The 17,435-nt window shown below is 66.3% G+C and carries 14 protein-coding genes and 1 pseudogene; 8 read left to right on the forward strand and 7 right to left on the reverse strand.

Annotation, left to right across the window (positions count from 1 at the left end):
- Positions 1-183 precede the first annotated feature (183 nt).
- From ACFXB5_RS45655 to ACFXB5_RS45675, 5 genes are all read right to left on the reverse strand, one after another.
- Entirely contained in the window at positions 184-1,962 is a 1,779-nt protein-coding gene (locus ACFXB5_RS45655; RefSeq protein ID WP_385219862.1) for a VirB4 family type IV secretion system protein, read from the reverse strand.
- 122 nt (positions 1,963-2,084) lie between these two features.
- Positions 2,085-3,239, reverse strand: coding sequence for a PrgI family protein (locus ACFXB5_RS45660; RefSeq protein ID WP_385219864.1), 1,155 nt, complete (start codon positions 3,237-3,239; stop codon positions 2,085-2,087).
- Between the two features lie 15 nt (positions 3,240-3,254).
- Complete coding sequence (locus ACFXB5_RS45665) at positions 3,255-5,078, reverse strand: hypothetical protein (RefSeq protein ID WP_385219866.1); 1,824 nt, start codon at positions 5,076-5,078, stop codon at positions 3,255-3,257.
- Positions 5,079-5,164: 86 nt separating this feature from the next.
- Positions 5,165-5,584, reverse strand: coding sequence for a pilin (locus ACFXB5_RS45670; RefSeq protein ID WP_385219868.1), 420 nt, complete (start codon positions 5,582-5,584; stop codon positions 5,165-5,167).
- On the reverse strand, positions 5,575-6,552 hold the full coding sequence (locus ACFXB5_RS45675; protein WP_385219870.1) for a hypothetical protein: 978 nt from the start codon (positions 6,550-6,552) through the stop codon (positions 5,575-5,577). Before ACFXB5_RS45675 ends, ACFXB5_RS45670 begins: the two co-directional genes overlap by 10 nt.
- Positions 6,553-7,664: 1,112 nt before the next feature.
- Between ACFXB5_RS45675 and ACFXB5_RS45680 the strand changes: the two genes are divergently transcribed.
- From ACFXB5_RS45680 to ACFXB5_RS45700, 5 genes are all read left to right on the forward strand, one after another.
- Entirely contained in the window at positions 7,665-8,039 is a 375-nt protein-coding gene (locus tag ACFXB5_RS45680) for a hypothetical protein (RefSeq protein ID WP_385219872.1), read from the forward strand.
- Positions 8,039-8,962, forward strand: coding sequence for a DNA methyltransferase (locus ACFXB5_RS45685; protein WP_385219874.1), 924 nt, complete (start codon positions 8,039-8,041; stop codon positions 8,960-8,962). The genes ACFXB5_RS45680 and ACFXB5_RS45685 overlap by 1 nt, the downstream gene beginning before the upstream one ends.
- Before the next feature lie 570 nt (positions 8,963-9,532).
- Complete coding sequence (locus ACFXB5_RS45690; protein WP_385219884.1) at positions 9,533-9,829, forward strand: helix-turn-helix transcriptional regulator; 297 nt, start codon at positions 9,533-9,535, stop codon at positions 9,827-9,829.
- A 508-nt stretch (positions 9,830-10,337) separates the two neighbouring features.
- The gene (locus tag ACFXB5_RS45695) at positions 10,338-11,171 is read left to right on the forward strand and encodes a hypothetical protein (protein ID WP_385219876.1); all 834 of its coding nucleotides are present in this window, start codon (positions 10,338-10,340) and stop codon (positions 11,169-11,171) included.
- Positions 11,172-11,601: 430 nt separating this feature from the next.
- On the forward strand, positions 11,602-12,864 hold the full coding sequence (locus ACFXB5_RS45700) for a DUF6537 domain-containing protein (RefSeq protein WP_385219878.1): 1,263 nt from the start codon (positions 11,602-11,604) through the stop codon (positions 12,862-12,864).
- Between the two features lie 632 nt (positions 12,865-13,496).
- Here ACFXB5_RS45700 and ACFXB5_RS45705 read toward each other — a convergent pair.
- Both ACFXB5_RS45705 and ACFXB5_RS45710 read right to left on the reverse strand, forming a co-directional pair.
- Positions 13,497-13,668 (reverse strand): annotated as a pseudogene (locus tag ACFXB5_RS45705) (alkene reductase); the annotation flags it as partial.
- Between the two features lie 341 nt (positions 13,669-14,009).
- Positions 14,010-14,414, reverse strand: a complete 405-nt coding sequence (locus tag ACFXB5_RS45710; protein WP_385219879.1) for a RidA family protein — start codon at positions 14,412-14,414, stop codon at positions 14,010-14,012.
- Between the two features lie 323 nt (positions 14,415-14,737).
- Between ACFXB5_RS45710 and ACFXB5_RS45715 the strand changes: the two genes are divergently transcribed.
- From ACFXB5_RS45715 to ACFXB5_RS45725, 3 genes are all read left to right on the forward strand, one after another.
- Entirely contained in the window at positions 14,738-15,319 is a 582-nt protein-coding gene (locus ACFXB5_RS45715) for a hypothetical protein (protein WP_385219880.1), read from the forward strand.
- A gap of 613 nt (positions 15,320-15,932) precedes the next feature.
- Complete coding sequence (locus tag ACFXB5_RS45720; RefSeq protein ID WP_385219881.1) at positions 15,933-16,397, forward strand: hypothetical protein; 465 nt, start codon at positions 15,933-15,935, stop codon at positions 16,395-16,397.
- Between the two features lie 174 nt (positions 16,398-16,571).
- Positions 16,572-17,135 (forward strand): TIGR03086 family metal-binding protein, encoded by a 564-nt coding sequence (locus tag ACFXB5_RS45725; protein WP_385219883.1) that lies wholly within the window; start codon positions 16,572-16,574, stop codon positions 17,133-17,135.
- Positions 17,136-17,435 lie beyond the last annotated feature (300 nt).

Consider the following 17,435-nt stretch of genomic DNA (forward strand, 5'->3'; position numbering starts at 1 on the left):
CAGGCGGGCGGGCCGCCATCAGACTCACCGCGCGTTCGAACGCTTGCCTGGGGAAAGTGGCGCCGCAGCTGGGGAATTACGCGGTCGTCGACAAGAGCAAGTGAGGCGTCGCTGGCTCTGGAGCTGCGGTATTGGAGGCTGTACGACTGCATCTGCAGTGACGTGATCGCTCGGAGAGGTGGGTCAGGCGATACCGAGGTCGACGTGATCGCCGTTGTGATCCGCGAAGTTGTCTGCCGCCTCGGCGTGGTCGAGGTCCAGGTATGGTTCTTCGGCCTCTGCGAAACCGCTGGATTCGGCCATGGAGGCGAGTTCGGCAGGGTCGGTGGTCACCAGGCGGTGTTCGGTGGGTGAGGCGATCGCCTGGAAGGCCACTCGTTGGGTTCCTGTGGAGAGCAGGCCTTGGCCGCGGTCGGCTGACAGCAGGAACTGCCGCTCACCGTCGGAGAGGTTGAACGTGGCGGTGATCTCGTCGATGGCCTGTGGGGCCTGGCGTAGCAGGATTTGAGTGGCGGCGTTGGACACGATGGCTTTGCCGAGTTCGGAGCCCAGGATGTCGGCCGCGTCTTGGGTCGCGACGGTGAGGCCTGCCCAGCGTTTGCGGGAGGACTTGGACATACGGAACAGGAACTCGGCTCCCGCGGGTTCTTGCATCAGCAGCCAGGCTTCGTCCACGACGGCCAGTTGGGGGCGGCGAAGGGGCGGGTTGGACACCCGTCGCCATACCGCGTCCAGGGTCAGCAGCGTTCCGATGGCTTTGAGCTCGTCGGCCAGGTCGCGCAGGGAGAAGGCGACGAGGTGGCCTTCGGGTTTGCTCGTGGTGGGGCCGTCGAACAGACTGGAAAAGGTGCCGCGTACGTACGGGTCCAGTCGGGCGGCCAGGTCCTGTGCTGTGCGGTTCTTCGACTGTTCCAGAACGGCGGCCAGGTCGGCGAGCAGCGGGGCTGGGCGGGTCCAGGTCCGCGGGTCGGTGGTGACCCCCGCGCGCTGGTAGGTCGCCGTGATCGCCCGGTCCAGTACGGTCCGCTCGGTGGGGCGCAAGGTGCTGCCCAGCAGGACGCCGATGACGGTGTGCAGGAACAGGGCACGGCGTACGAGAGCGTCCTTGGGTGCGGTACGCCGTCCGTCGGGGCGGGTGTGCACGGGCAGGTCGAAGGGGTTGAGGCGGACCTGCTCGGCGCCGAGGTGGACGTAGGTGCCGCCGACTGCCTGGGTGAGGCGGGCGTATTCGTCCTCCGGGTCGATGACGTGGATCTCGATGCCGCGGTAGAGCGAACGTAGAAGCTCCAGTTTGACCAGGTAGGACTTGCCGGCGCCGGAGCGGCCGAGGATGACGGAGTTGTGGTTGTCCAGGGCGAAGCGGTCCCAGTGCACCAGCCCCTGGGAGCCGATGTTGTACCCGTACAGCACGCCGGTGGGGGCGGCGACGGAGGTGGGGTCGCTCGGGGGCAGGTCGGGGCTGGTGAACGGGAACGCCGCCGAGAGCGCCGCGGTGTCGAAGGTGCGGCGCATGCGGATCAGGTCCAGGCCCATGGGCAGACAGGTGACCCAGCCTTGCAGGCTGCGGTAGCTGGTCGGTTTGGCGTCCAGCAGCAGGCTCGCCGCCAGCGAGCGGACGGCGGCGACCTCCTCGGCCAGCTCCTCGGCGCTGGTCGCGTGCACGGTCAGGTAGAGCCCGAGGCGGTAGAGCTTGCCTTCGCCGCGGGCGACCCGGGAGGACAACTCGTAGGCGTCCTCGGTGGCGGCCTCCACGTGCGGGTCGAGCAGTCGGCCTTTCTGCTCCGTGTAGCGGCGGTCGGATTCGAGCTTGGCGAGCTGCCGCTTGAGGCGGGTGCCAGCAGTGACCGGGTCGATCGGCTCGATGTGCACGCTGACGTCCAACCGGCCCGGGTAGGTCAGCAGAGGTTGCAGCCAACCAGGGTAGACCTCGCGGGGAAAGCCGGTGATGGCGAAGGAAGCCACCTGATCGCCGCCGATTTCCAGCCGCCGGGGGCTGACAGCCAGCGCATCGGGAGTGAAGGCACCAGCGCTTGCCGCGGGCGCCTCCCGACGTGAGGCGCGTGAACGGCCAGCACGTTTGCGGATCATCGCGATTCCCTCCCTGCTGGCCGGCCGTGTTCGGTCTCGTCGCTCTCTGGGGCGGATGTGTCCGGGCGTTCGAAGGTGCGCAGGGCGGTGTCGTCTTCGGGGGCCGGGGCGAGGGTGATCACGTCGTCCGCTCCGGCGAGGTGGGAGGAGACGGGGACGAGGCTGTCGGGGTTGCATGCGGCGGCCAGCACAGCGGTGGCCTGCCCGGCGTCCAGCGGGGTGACGACGATCCCGGTCGGGCTCAGAAGATCAACGGCTTCGCCGAGCCGCCGCACCAGGCGGGCTTCCGCCGCCCCGCGCGCTGCCTCCGCCGAGGGGCGCGCGGCGTCCCGGTGCCGCGGGCGGGGGGTGAAAGCCGCTAGTGGTGAGGCGCCGCCGAGCCCGTCGACCGCACCCTGCGGTCCCAGCGGTTCGCGTAGAACGAGCAGCACTTGGCGGCGCAGTAGATCGCTCTGGGCGCTGAGCTGGGCCAGATAGTCCGCGTGTTCGCGGGCGGCTTCCTCCAGCGCTGGGTGCGGCAGTGTGGGGGCCTGCTCGCGGAGCTCGCTGATCTGTCCCGTCAGGTCCAGGCGCTCGGCGCGCACCAGTACCTGAACCGGCGCGGTGAGGGAATGCAGATAGCGGCCGAACGCGGCGGTCAGGGACTCCTGTTCAGTCGGGGTGCGCAAGGAGAAGTTGACGGTGGAACACACGGCCAGTGCGGCGACCCCGTCCGTGCCGAGGTCGACCACACCGGCCTCGGTGACGCCCTCGGCGGGAAGCTCCAGCGCTGCCGGAACAATGCCCCCCTTGGCGCTGAGATCTTGCGAGTTGTGGGCGGCCCGGTCGGCCAGCCAGGCGGGGGCGCGGTGGATGCCTTCGGGAGCGGCGACCCGGTAGCGGGGGCTCATGCGCTGGCGGATGGCAGCAAGGGCCAGCCGGTCCAGTGAGATACCGTCCCGCCGCCCGAGGGCCAGCAGGGTGATGGCCACCGCGATGGGGACGGTCACGACTGCGAACACTGCCAGCGGCACCACGTCGCGGGTGGCTGTCCAGGTGCCGTAGAGCACGGTGCCGGCCACCGAGAGGATGAGCAGTTGGCGGGCGGTCAGGTTCGCCAGAACCGTGTCCTCACGGTCGACGTCGGCTGGAATGCGTACCGGCTGGGTCATCGCGGGTCACCTCGTTCAGTTCCTGCGCCGTCCTTGGCGGGGTGATGGTTGGTTATGAGGGGGTGGGGAGCTGAAGCGTGGTGGAGGCGGCGCACTGGTGCGTTTCCGCGGGACCGGGGCGGTGGGAGCCGGCACTGGCGGGCGGAAGGTCACCGGAGCGGGTTGATCACGTGTCCGTCGGGGCCGTGTGGGGGACGGATCGGTGGGCGGCTGGAACCAAGGTCGGCCCGGGGGCGTGGTGGGGCGGCCTGCTCGGGCGGGTGGGGGTGTGCCGGATCCGGGTGCGCGGAAGGTGGGTGAACCGGGTGGCATCGTGGGCCGGGGCGTGGGGGGCGGGCGCCTGCTGGCCGAGCCGTCGTCGGATGGGCCGGTGGGGGTGCGGAAGGTGGGCATGCCCGGCGGGCCGATCTGCGGACCGAACCGCGGGGTTGCTCCGGGTACGGGTTCGCGGAACAGGGCCGGTCCGGGCGGGCGACGCCGGATCATCGGTGGGCTGGCCGCCCGCGTGCTGCGGCGGGTCCGAGCGGGGATGGGTGTGCTGTTCCTGCCAGTGCGGGACCGCGATGCCGCACCAGCGGCGCTGACTGAGTTCATGCCGCGCAGTGCTCCGAAGGTTCGGGCGGCGATGTAGGTGCGCACCAGGCTCCCGGTGAAGGAACGCCGGTGGCTGCCGCGGAGAGAGCCGAGAATCCAGAAGGGGATCTTGAAGAGGATGTACATCAGGGCCAGGGAGACGATGAGGTCGACCAGGCCTGATTTGTTGGGGCCGAGCAGGGTGAAGCCGTCGGGGTCCAGGAACACGCGCAGGGCGGTGACCAGGGTCAGGGACTGGGCGAGTTGGACGGCCAGCAGGCCGAAGAAGCAGCGCCACCACCAGCGGGCGACGCCGTCGGTCTGCGGCAGGGCGTGGCACATCAGAGCCAGGGGCGCTCCGGCGACCATGATCATGGTCAGGGCGACCCGTACGGCGTAGGTGACCAGGAGGGCCACCAGCATCCCGGCGATGAACACCTGCATGAAGATGACGAAGATGCCGCCGTTGATGGAGCTGAGGATCAGGTTGCGCAGCGTCTTCGCGGCGCTGTCCTCGTCCACGCCCTCACCGAGCACGGCTCGGGACAGGGCGTTGGCGGTGGCGATGGCCTTGTTGGCGACGAACAGGGACAGGGCTGCGGCCAAGAAGCCCAGGATGATGCGCGGGGCGATCTCCTTGATGGAGTAGTGGGTCTGGACGGACTGGTAGGCCATCACCACAATCCCGGCGATCATGATGAGCATGCCGTAGCAGGCCAGCATGATGTGCCAGGAGTTCGACCACAGCTCGCCGATGCGGGGCAGTTGGTCCAGGGTCGGGGTGGACAGCAGGGTTTTGCCGAGGAGGTCCAGCAGCGGGTTGAGCGCCTTGGTGACCAGTCCCTTGAAGAAGACGGTGATGGCGGCGTTGATGCCGTCGACGATCCAGCCGACGACACCGCCCGGACCGCCTCCGTCATCGTCGTCGCCGTCCGGTTCTTCGGTCGGGAGCGGAACGGAGCTGGCGTCGCCGCTGCTGCTGGGCTGCGGAATGCAGTCCGACGGCGACGACCCGCTCGACGGAGAAGCACACGGGTCCTTCTCCGTCGTTGAAGGCGGTGCGGTGGGGACGTGAGGAATTCCTGGTGATGAGCCCCACGACGGCGAACTCGGCGCCGGACTGCCGGGCGCGGCTGAGGCGGTGCCGGAAGGTTCAGGGGCGGGGGCGTCAGGTGCGGCTCGCGCACCCGACGCCAGGAGCCAGCCGAACAGCACCGCGATGACCACCACCACGAAGCCCGAACTCAGGGACCGTATCCGGACCACTGGCCGGTGAGGGCGTGCTCCGGAGGCTGTGCGGAGCTCGCCGTGCCGGCGGGCCACGGGCGGAGGGGGTGGCGGGGCGGCGGGCATCAGGCACCCACGATCCCTTTGAAGATCTCCACCACCAGCGGCGCCAGGGTGGCCAGCCCATACCCGTAGCCGGCGCTCTTGAAGGAAGACTTGGCTTTCTCGACTTCACCCGGGTCGCCTGCGGCCAGGATGTACCGCACACCCCCGACGGTGAGGAACACGGTGGCCAGACCTGCCAGAATGCCCATGAGCCAGCTACGCAGGTTGTCCAGGACCGTGTTGATCGACTTGGCCAGCGCCTGGACCTGTACCGGCTCGGCTTGCGCCGCCGACGTCAGCAGGATTGACACCGCGACAACGAGGCAGACGATCAGCAGGAACCGCCCCGCCCACGTAGTTAGGCGTCGCTGGCTGCTGCGGTCGGCACGGGCGGTGCGGTCGCGTCGGCAGCGGTGGGACGGCGGTGATGTCAGGCGCATCGGGGCACCTCCGAAGATGGCCTGGAGGATGCGGCGGGCGAACTCCCCCCGCACCTGAGAAGGCCGGTCTCGGGCCGCGAATTGGACAGGGGATCCGGAGCTTTCTGTGCCGCGTCGTCCGGCGAATTGCTAACGGAGTGTGACGAGCCTGTGCGGAGTTGTCGGGGAGGCCGGTCGGGGTCGGCCAGCACGCTGGCGGCTACCGGGTCGTTCGGGTCGGTGTCCAGGGCTTGATCGCGTATGAAAGCGACCAGACGGCGCTCGGCGCGTTGGCGGGCCTTGTAGGCCGCGTCGGTCGTAGTCCGATTCGCGACCGCCCAGCCGGTGATGGCGGACTCCTCCAGTCGGGTCGCGCCGATCAGGTCAGCCTCGGTCCGGGTCAGGACCGACTGACGGACTGCCTGGGCGAGAACGAGGTCCGGGTGCCCCCACGGGAGCCTGGGCGGAGAGGAACGGAAGCCGGAGGCCACCGGTGTGGGCGCGTCCAGGGCTTCGGCCAGGGCGGCGTACCCGGCTCGATAGGCCGCCCACCGCAGCCGCACGAGCACCCGCGGCCGGTTCAGATCAATGTCTGACAAGGCGGACAGAAAGCCGGAGAGGACCTCCGCGTGGACGTCGAACGCGTCCCCGGGATACCGGGCCGCCAGCCATCGCGAGGTGCTTGCCAGGGCGGGCAGCGCCATCCCGGTGCACGCCAGAGTCCAGGTGGCGCCTTCCTCCCGGGAGCGCTGCACCAGATGAGCCCACACGGCGTCGCGGGTCCGGCGAGAGCAGCGGCACCGCAGCATGCGGCTCCGCAACTCGTTCAACGGCACCAGGCGGTTGGGCAGACCGGAAAACTTCCGGCCGTCCACCGACAGGGGATCCGGCCCGGTCACCAGCCAGGTAAAGCACTGCCGAGCGGTATCAAGCGGCAACTGTTGGACTTGACGGCGGTTCGAGTGATGAGCGTGACGCCTGCCAGCCATGAAACGCTCTCCTTCACACAAGAGGTGGAAACGACGCATCAATGGATTCAGGTCGCCGACAAGAAATCACCAAGAGGGCAACAAGACGTTCGGCCTTGTGTGCCGTCAAAATTGCTAAAGAGTTCCTAAGCGCGACAATGAAGGCGGTCGCGCGGAGGAAGTGGGGAACGGCTTTGAACGCACGCCCTTAGTCGCCTCTTAAGCTACTTTGACCTGCTGCTTTATGTGCTCAGTAGGTGTCCCCTGGTCGTGCGGCAAGCCAGTGAGACCGGGCGCGCCGGGTCGTGCTTTCGCCACCCGGGGGCTCGGGGAGTGGAAGATTCCCCGAAGAAAATATGGAGCGCCGCAGAGGTGCTGCCTGGAGTCCGGTGAGGCACCGGCTTTTCCGCCCATCGGCATGCTGACGAAGAATCCCAAGAGAGCGTTCGGCAGGGCGCGACCCTGAGGGGCGGATGGGTGACTTCGGCTCGGCGGTGTCCAAAACTGGCCCCGAACCCGGTCTTTTCCGGTGTCCACGCAGTGCTACGGACCCCAGGAGAACGGGTATGACAAGCAACCGACGAGGCGCCAGGCCACCCCACGGTGGAGAAGGACATCAGCAGTACGACCCCTTTGACCGACGGGGCGGCGGGGGCGCCCAGGCCAGTTCACCCCGAGGCGCGCTGTTGGGACGCTGGGTGCGCCCCGGGTCGGTCTGGCCGGTCGCATTGGAGCAGAGCCACCCGGATGCGGACACCCTCCCCGGGTGGCTTCTGGGCGCCATCGTCAAGATCGTCGCCCTCTACAGCGAACCCGGGCAGCGGGTACTGCTCCTCGCCCCGCCCACCCGCCACGGTGAATCCACGGCCGGACGAGAACTCCCTTCGGGCTCGGCTGAGTCAGGATCCGGTCTGCTGACCGGGCTGACCGACGCGGCCCAGACCGCGGCCCGACTCAACCGCACCCTCCATGTGTGTATCGCTCCGTCCGGCAGGGGCCCGCTGTCCGAATCCGGACCCACCCACCAGTCGGGGTTCGGACTCCTCCCGCAGCCGCCCGACCCGACACCGACTCAAGCCGACCTGCCCGCGGACCCGAACGCGACCGCAGTCAGTCCGGATCACTACGACACTGTGATCACTTTCGTCGACCCACGAGACCCCGACTGGGTCGCCGACACCCCTTGGTACGATCTCCTGACGCCGAACGGGACCTTGGCATTCATCACCCACAGTGACCATCAACAGGGGCGCCTGATCGACCCCGGCAGCCTGCTGACGCACACCGCGCACCGCGCGGGGCTCATCGCCCTCGATCACGTAGTCCTGCTGGAGACCCCTATCCGTCGCAGCGGCCTGACCGCACCACCGCCTCGCGAGGCGACAACCCCGCTCTCGCAACGTTGGACCGACGCATCGCAGGCGCGCCACATGCGCATCCACTCCGACCTGTACCTGTTCGCACGTCCCCGGGCTGAGGCAGACGCCGAAGCTGGGGAGGGGCGCTGATGGCTCACCAATTCCCGCCGCTGTGCTGGGTGGGCCTTCCACTCTCGGTGTGGCCCACTGGACAGCACGACGGCTCCCTCCAGTTGGCACGCGGCCCCTACGTGTCCGCCACCGCCCAGGATCCTGCCCGTATGCCTCCGGCCATCGCCGCCTACGCCATCGCTGCGTACACCCGCCCCGGCGACACCGTGGTCGACCCCGACTGTGGAGCCGGCACGGTCCTGGTCGAGGCCCTGTGCGCCGGACGACATGCCATCGGGATTGCCCGCCACCACCGGTGGCGTACCACGGCACGTGCCAACGTCACCGCCGCCAAGCGTGACGGCGCCGTGCCGGATGGAATGGTGCTCGACGGCCCACCCGACGCGAGCGCCATACGCAATGGCGGGCTGGTCGGCCACAGCGACCTGCTCCTGACCGCCTGGCGTCCCCCTCTGCGCTCCCGTGCGCACCGGACAGATGAACTTGATCGGGGTACCAGCACGACCGCCGAGGAAGGCGCGGCCGTTGACCGACTCCATACGCTGCTGGTCCAATGCCAACCGCTGCTGCGGCCCGGCGGCTACGTGATCGTTGTGGTCCCGCGGCACCGCAGCCGCGATGCTCTGCTCGACCTGCCGGGGCATGTAGCGCGTGTCGGGCGGACGGGCGGACTGCTTCCGGTGGAACGGTGCGTCGCGCTCCTGAGTGGGCTGCGCGACTCCCGGCTCGTAGTGCGCGCCTCGCTGGCTCAGCGCCGCAGCGTCGCTCGCCACGAACGAGTCCTCGCACAGCCGGTCATGCTGCCCACTCACCAGGATGTGCTGATCTTCCAGACTCCACGGCATACCGCCGCCGCAGCGCTGTCCGCTCCACCGCATGGGCCCAGTCCGCTGCGCCGCCGGGAGCGGGCGGCCGTCTCGCACGGGAGGGCCGCGGCGTGATCTTCCCGTACTACGCCATGATTCGGTCACCCTTTACACCGGGGATGCGGTCGAGGTGCTGCGTAATCTCCCGGACGATCGCGCGGACTGCGTGGTCACCTCGCCCCCGTACTGGGGACTGCGCGACTACGGCACCGGCACCTGGACCGGCGGCAACCCGTCGTGCGCCCATTCCACAGGCCATGGCACCAACGCCGCCCAGCACAAGCACCCGAGCCTGGAATATCCCGCGTCCACCGCGCACCGGGGCGGTGCCCCTCGCCCTTCAGTGGCACCGGCACCACCGGGCAGGCCGCATGCCAATTGGACCGCTCCTACCTCGGGATCGACCTCAACCCGCCGTTCCAGACTCTCGCTGAAGCGCGACTTTCGCAGATGAGGCGGCAAAGTGCCGATATAGGAGATCCTGCTGACGGGCGGCCGGGGACACCGTGAAACTGGCCCATTCCCCAGTCGCGGTTTTCGCTAAGGCATGCTGTGTCGACGCTTCATTTCGTGTCGCTGACCTCACCGTGGCCATGGCCCCCTGAATCGCGTCCGATTGGGAGTCTTCAAGATCCTACAGTGGGCATGTCGACGACAGCGGCGTGCCAGGAGAGTCAAATTCATTCGCTTGATTTCCGCCTGCGCGGGACCAAAATTTGGAGGGTTTCATTGTCGAAATCCCCTGGCTATTCTGAGCGCCTGTTAACTGCACAGGAAACAGCGGACCGACTCGGCGTGAAGCGCAAGACGCTCTATAACTGGGCAAGCACCTGGGAGGTGGAGCGACGGGGCCCAGAACCGCTCCGCATGGGAGGCCGGGCGCTGCGTTATCGGGAATCAGATGTTTCCCAGTACATCAAAAACATGCCGCGGGCTGCCTGACGGAGGGCTAGATAGGAGGTGACGAGTGGCCAAGGAAGAGCCTTATGATCGCTGGCACAAGTCTCGGCCCAGGGTCGGAGAGCCAGAGTGTCGCGAACATCCCGGCCTGGTACCGAGTGGCGAACATGGGTGTGAGAAGCGGTGGCAAGCGCGCTGGAGGGACGAGAATGGACGTCAGCGGTCAAAGAACTTCCCGAAGAACAAGAAGACGGTTGCTCTAGCATTTCAACGCAGTCAACGTGCTGCGGTGGAGGAAGGTCGAGACCCGTTCCCGCACAGGGGTCGAAAGAACAGCTCCGGTACCCCGCCCATCGCTGAGTACGTTGAGACCTTCCTGTCTCGACACGAAGGCCGTGAGGGCACCGTTAAGACATACGGGTACCGGCTGCGAGGGAAAGTTGTACCGGTTTTGGGTTCACGTTTGGTAGGCGACGTAAAGCGCGGAGAGTATCGAGATTTCTTCACCGAGATAAAGGCTGGAGGGATACCCGATACTACTCGTTCCGGAGTGAAGAAGGCGTTGTCGGCCATGTTGTCCATGGCGGTAGAAGATGGCTATCTTGAGGGAAACCCCGTGTCGGGTATCCGTCTTCCCAAAGGCATCGGCAGAGGAGTGCGGCTGGCATGGAAACATGTGGTCGCATTGGCCGAGGAGATCGATCCTCGATATGAACTGTTGATTTGGTACGGGGCGTTGCAGGCTCTGCGCTCCATGGAAGCTGCTGGAGTGCGGCGTCTCGACATGGAGACCACAGCGGGCAAGCAGTTGGTGGAGGAGCAGCGGCAACGGGGGAAAGCACTGCCCTTGAAGACGGAAGCCAGTCAAGCGGTGCTCGATGTTGGTTCTTTCCTGCTCGACAAGTACAAGGCGCACATGGCTCGTTGGCGAGCGCCTCTGTCGGCTGCGGCGCTACGTAAGAGAGAAAAGCGAGGTTTGCCCCCTGTCCCTGAGGAGTACGGAGACCTGGTCACAGTAACCAGGTACTGGACGCCCGTACGAGAGAACGCCCTGTGTCGGGCGTTCGACCTGGCGAAGGAGCGGGCTCGGGTGCGAGGAGTGGAGATCCCGAAGAAGGCCACATTCCGGGACCTCCGGCATTTTGCTGATGCCGTGCTGGTCGCCTCGGGGCTGGAGCCGCGCAAGGTGCAGGCGCGCATGCGCCACGCACGACTGGCCGAGACGCTGGATACGTACGGCTACCTCGTTTGGGAAGTTGACTGGGAGAACGCTCCCGCCTCGTTCGAGGAGCTGTACGGCATCGCAGCGCCTGCTGGCCTGCCTGAGGTTGCCCTGACACCCCGAGCCGAGCGTGAACGGAGGAGCTCCCAACGACCTCGGTGAGCGACGGATGTAGCCTGCGGTGCTTACCGGGTAGGACAGGCGTTTCGCTGGCAGATTGATCGTAGCCACGACACAAAGCCCCGGAGACACGAGGAGGGCAGCACTCATGATCGGCGAAGTTGACTTCCGCGCAGCTGGGGTTCCTCGGCTTCGGAAGGTTGTGCACCAGATGTGCATCACGATCGGTGATGCGGAATGTAGGTGCAGGTCGGAGCGTGTCTATGGGGGAGCCCCTGCTGTCCCCGGCGAACCATCCATAGCGGTGCGCGCGACCGGTCAGCGCGCCCACGTCTCGGAGGGAGCTGAAGCGCAAGTTGTAGGCGATGGCATGCAGGTCACCGGTTGCCGGGTCCACCTCGGGGCGGGCGGTGAAGCCGCGGCTGAGTGCACTATCGCGATCGGGCGCCCGCACGTCCGGCCGTCGCCCTGGATGCCGACGGAGCGAACGCTCGACCAGACGGGGCTGGCGCAGAAGGGCGGCGCCGTGGTGTCGGACGTCAAGATCACATCGGGGGTGGTGGAGCAGGCGGCGAAACTCGCCACTGCCGAGTGTGATCTCTACCTGGCTTGCGACGCGCTGGTGGGTGCCGATGCGCAGTATCTGGCGGCGGCCGATCCGGACCGGACGACCGCCGTGGTCAGCACGACCGAGATTCCCAACGGCCGGATGATCATCGATCCCACGGTCACGTTCCCTGAGCAGAACCGTATCCGCTCGGCCATCGACGCCGTCAGCGCACATGCCGTGTACCTGGACGCCCGCTCGCTGGCGGAGGCACTGTTCGACGACGATCAGTACGCCAACATCCTCCAACTCGGCGCGGCTTTCCAAACCGGCGCGCTCCCGCTGACCGCGGCGGCCCTTGAACGCGCCATCACGCTGAACGGCACGGCAGTGCGACGCAATCTCCAGGCATTCCGACGGGGCCGTCAGCTGGTCGCAGACCCCGAGGCGTTCAAGGCCGCTTCCACGCCCGGCCCGTCGGCCGGCCTCAGGGAGGTTCACCCGGCCTCCGCGCGGGTGCGGGCCATGGTCGGCGCGGAGCCCGGCTCCGAACTGGCACGCCTGCTGGACATCCGGGTGCCGGACCTCATCGAGTACCAGGATGCGCGATACGCGCGGGCGTACGCGGAGTTCGTCGAGCGGGTCCGCCGACACGGGTCGGCCTCCACCGAGGTGACCGAGACGGTCGCCCGCAACCTGTACAAGCTCATGGCGTACAAGGACGAGTACGAGGTCGCCCGACTCTCCCTCGAGGAGACGCTGACCCAGAACATCGAGGCCCGTTTCGGTAGCGGGGCGCGGTACTCCTACCGACTGCATCCTCCGGTGCTGAGAGCACTCGGAATGGAACGGAAGATCAGCCTGGGCCCCTGGTTCCGCCCGGTGTTCCGGACACTCCGCGCGATGCGCAAGCTCCGTGGAACACGCCTGGACCTCTTCGGCTACGCGGAGGTCCGCCGTGTCGAGCGCGAGCTGATCCAGGAGTACCGCGAAACCATCCTGCGAGCCCTGTCCACCGTGCGGCCGAATGATCTTGACGCCGTGGTGGAGCTGGCAGAACTCCCCGACATGGTTCGCGGCTACGAGCAGATCAAGCTGGACAACGTCGACGCCTACCACCGGCGGCGGTCCGAACTCCTGGAGCAGCTGCGGCCGGCCCTCGTACGCGAGGGGCCGACGCGCCGCTGAGACCGGCTCGACCCGGTTCGGGCATGCTCCCGGCGGCCGCCGCGTCTCGAGTACCCCCCGTGGAGAGTCGGGCTCGAGGACGTTCTGTGGTTGTATCCCTATTCCTTGAATTTCAGATTCTCGGCCTCGGCGTATGCCAGCTCTCGTTTACTCCGATGTGCACGTCGCTCTTGGAGGTGCGGAGGATGTGGGGTGCGCCGTACCGTCACTCGCTCCGGCGCCCGAACGATAGTAGGCCCAGCATGTCCGGCCGAGCGCGGCGCCGTTCGGCTGGCGATGCTCGCGCAGCGCGCCGCCGGCGGCGCGGCGTCGCCGTCCATCGAGAAGACCGAGTCGGTCACCACCAGGGCACGACCCCCGCCGCGCCCGGCGGGCACGGTACGTACCGCGCCCGGCTCGCGGTGTGGCACCTGTCGATGGGCACCGCCAACAGTACGGACAGGTGCGGGGACGGGCCGTGATCCCTCCCGGGGGTCTGCCTTGGGCGTGCTTCCCTAAGTCCTCCCAGAGGCCGTGTACTCAGGCTGGTCAGGTAGGGGTAGTCGATGTGTTCCTTGTCGGTGCCGCCGTAGTAGGTGGTCTGGTCGGGTGCGTTGTATGGTCCGCCTGCTCGCAGGCGGACGGGGAGGTGCTCCGACGGTCTCGGCCACGGCCGTGGCCGCCTCTGCCGCGAACCGGACCCCGCCTTCCACCGTGCCGCCCCACTCATCGGTGCGCAGGTTGGAGTTGGGGGGCGAGGAACTGGTGTAGCAAGTAGCCGTAGGCGGCGTGCAGTTCGACTCCGTCGAATCCTGCCTCGATGGCGCCGGCTTGTCGGTTGACCGTTGCTGGTGATCGGTTGGGCAAAGGTGGGTCCGGGATTTCTGCAGGCCATCAATGGTGCCGGGAGTGGAACGTCGTCGGGCACGATGCACCCCGGCACATTGAAGCAGGGCGCAGTAGACGATCCCGTAACTTCGGTGTGGACCCGGGCCATCACGGTTGGCGAGGCCGGGGAACGGAATCCAGTCGGTCCCCGGAGGGTACAGGCGCATCGCGCGGCCGCCCGGCCATGCCGGGGACCCGACGTTGAACGCGGAGACGCGTCTCAGCCACGCTGAACCCCCATGATTGAGTCGTCCGCCCTCGGGCAGAACCTCGCGGATTCAGGCGATGGCGAGGGCTTCGATCTCCACGCTGAACTGCTCCTCCACGAGCCCCTGGACGAGTACGAGGGTGTTAGGAGGGAACTCCCCGTCAGGGTAGATCTCGACATAGACCTCACGCCGTGCGGCCATGAACTCCGGGATGGAGTCTCTGCCCACGATGAAAGTATTGAACCGAAGCACGTCGGCGAAGGTGAGCCCAATTCCGTCGAGGACGCTCCTCACGTTGGCGAAGGACTGCTTGGTCTGTTCGAAAATGCTCCCGTCGCCCGGCAACGACCCGTCCGGCAAGCCTCCCAACTGGCCAGCGACCGAGTACAGAGTCCCAGTACCGCTCGACGCGGGCGAGTAGGCGCCCTGCGGTTTGCCGAGTGCGGGGATGTGCGAAATCAACTTTACGGACATGTACGCTCCCTGTTGGGTAAGGGGTGTTCGGGTTGGGATGTCGCCGGTGCTCGGCTCGGGCGCGCGCCACCCCCGGGGAGACCGTCTTGCGACAGGGAAGTCAGTGCTCGTGGCTCTTCGCGGTCGCCTCCGACATCACGGGGTTGACCTGTAGCGCAGGATCTCCTTACGTTTCCGTACTCCTTCCGCCGGCATCGCTCGCCCCGGCCTTGTACGGACACCCAAGCCAGCAAGCGCACCCGGTGTGCGCATTCAGTGACCGTATGGCTCGCTGTGTCGAACCCCTCGCAAAAGCTTCTGGCTCTTCCCGCTGTCATCCCCGGATGACCTTGGAAGAGGCTAACGCTCAACGGGCGACACTTCTCACCCCGATCCGCCGCGTGATGATCGTCCTGTGGACGGAGAAATGGGAAGAGATGCCTGCTGAGCTGCGATGGGAGTCTGCTGCGCGGGCACCGGCCACAGTGCGGGCGATGGGCATCACCGCGGAGATTACCGTCTGCGCGGACTCCGCATACTTCTCTCACGAGGTCGTCGACGTCTGCCGCAAGGCCGGCGCACGGTTCTCGCTCTCGGTCGCGAACAGGGAGAAGATCCGCGAAGCGATCACGCACGTCGCCGAGGACGCCTGGATACCGATCACGTTCGCCGCCGCCGTCTGGGACGTCGAGGAGGAACGTTGGATCTCCGACGCCGAGATCGCCGAGGTTCCCTTCACCGCGTTCACCAGCAAGAAGAAGGCGTTCCACACCACAGGCCGACTCATCGTACGCCGCGTGAAACGGCTCAATCCGAAATCCGTGTCCGAGGGGCAGGCCGAACCGTTCGGCGTCTGGTGCCGCCACGTCATCTTCTCGGGGCGGGACAGGGGTGCCGAACCCCCGAAATCGGGGCGAAGGCGATGAAATCGGTGAAGATCCTTGAGATGCAGCCGTGGAGGGCTCTCCGGCGTATGGGACATGGAACATGGCGACGGTGACAGCGGGAACTGGGGAGGCCCTCCCCCGGCTCTACTGCGGAGCAGAGCCCGCTGTCGATTCCGTGTCCTCGTGGACGAGGTTTCACCGTTGAAGTGCAACGTCTATCTGCACCGGCTGGACCGGCCCACCCGACGCGCCAACCGGACCGCCGACCTGCCTACCAATCGGAAAGCAAGAGGGTCCACCGACTCCGTCGGCGGACCCTCGCGAAAGAACGAGGCGAGCCTGAACCTTGCCGTTGACCGTAAAAGTACCCCGATGGGTGACAGACGGCCGATGCGCAGGTCTGCAAACTTTGTTTGTGAAGCGGACTAGTTGCCGAAGGCTAAAGTGAATATGCTGCGCGTAACAGGTTACGTTCGCGGGTTCACGCTGCGAAGGCAACAGTCTGTCGTCCTACATCTCAGCGTCTGACTCGTCGATTCTGCGCGCCTAATGCGCCGGGCGGCCCCGCGCATCGACGTAGTCGACCTACTAGTCGGCGCCGCTCCCATCGTGGTAGTAGCCGCATTTAGTTTCACGGAAGGGGTTGCATCGCATGATTTTCCATGTATCCATCGAAGCTCAGGAGCCGGAGCGTGTAGCCAAGGTAATTGCCGAGCTATGGCAGGGATCAGCCGCACCTTTGGATCGATTGGTGCCAGGCGCATGGATTGCCTTCTGTGGTAAGAGTGCTTTGTCTTCAGTCGAAGTGTTTCCGTGCGGGACAAACATTACGCAGGTTTACGGAGATGAGCCATGGGTGGGCCGTTCGGACGGTCTCTTGCGTCCAACCGCTAGCCACGTTGCTCTGAGCACCGAACTCACCAAGGATGCCGTGTTCAAGGTGTGCGCCAGGGAAGGTTGGAAGGCGAAATATGTTGTGCGTGGTGATCGCTTCGGGGTCATCGAAGCCTGGGTGAACGAGTATTTGGTGATCGAATGGCTGACGACTGAAATGCAGGCCGCCTACACAAGGACTCTCGACGGTATGCTGAAGAGTGAAATCGTGTATGAAGCTTGATTAGTCCTCTGAGAACCTTCTGGACTGAAAGCGTCGCGCACCCAGCGGAAGAGCAATCGTTTATCGAAGCGCCGTTCGGATGATCACTTCGGGATTGGCGAGATAAATGATGGAAGCGCACTTTGAGTTCGCCAAGTCATGCGCCGTAGGTTAGTTATGCGTGGGGATGCTCCAATGGATACCATCGAGGCTTTGGCGGATGCTTACGAGCAGACTCGGGAGTGCGTCGCGAATCTCGCCATTTCTGATTTCGCCATGCCGACCCCGTGTCCGGGCTGGGATGTGCGCGCCGTCCTTGGCCATATTGTCTCCGACACCTGGATGTTCACCCGCGTCAACCATGTCGGTGCGTTTGACGAGGACGAGGACGACAAGGACGGTCTTATCGGGTGTCAACTGATTTCGGACCTGGATGCTGCGGCTGCCGCCAATTTGGCGAGCTGGCGAAATCCCGGTGCGTTCGAGGGTGATCGGACCTACCCGTTCGGGACCTTCCCTGCAACGCAAGCGGCCTTGATCAATCTGCAAGAGGTCGTCGTTCACAACTGGGATATCGCCAAGACGGTAGGGCGTAAGCTGGTGATTGACGAGGAAGTGGGCAACTCGCTGTACGATCTATTTCGCTCGCTTCCCCTTGATGTGTTCCGCGCGCGCGGCGCCTTCGGCCCCGAAGTCTCCGTAGCCAGGTCAGCTCCTATCCTGGACCGGCTTGTCGCACTGCTCGGACGACATCCGTAACTGACTTCATCGGTGGATCGGAGCTCAAACGATCTCGAGCACGGTGGGCCGTGACATGTTGAGGGCGGTGGAGTTGACGGTGTTCACGCTTGAAGACCGCGGGAAAGCGTGGCGATCTGCTGGTGTGAGAGCAGTCCCGCGACAGCCGCTCCCATGCACGGGCGTTTGCGGCTCCCAGCATTCGCCGAGGCTGCCCGGGTCTCCTCATCGAATGTGCGGCAGGCGGCCCTGGCACCGATTGTCGGCCCCCGATCCACATCACGTTTGTTACCCGGACGAGGACTCTTTTCAGCGGCATCG

The organism is Streptomyces sp. NPDC059455, from assembly GCF_042750115.1.
Taxonomy (GTDB): Bacteria; Actinomycetota; Actinomycetes; order Streptomycetales; family Streptomycetaceae; genus Streptomyces; species Streptomyces endocoffeicus.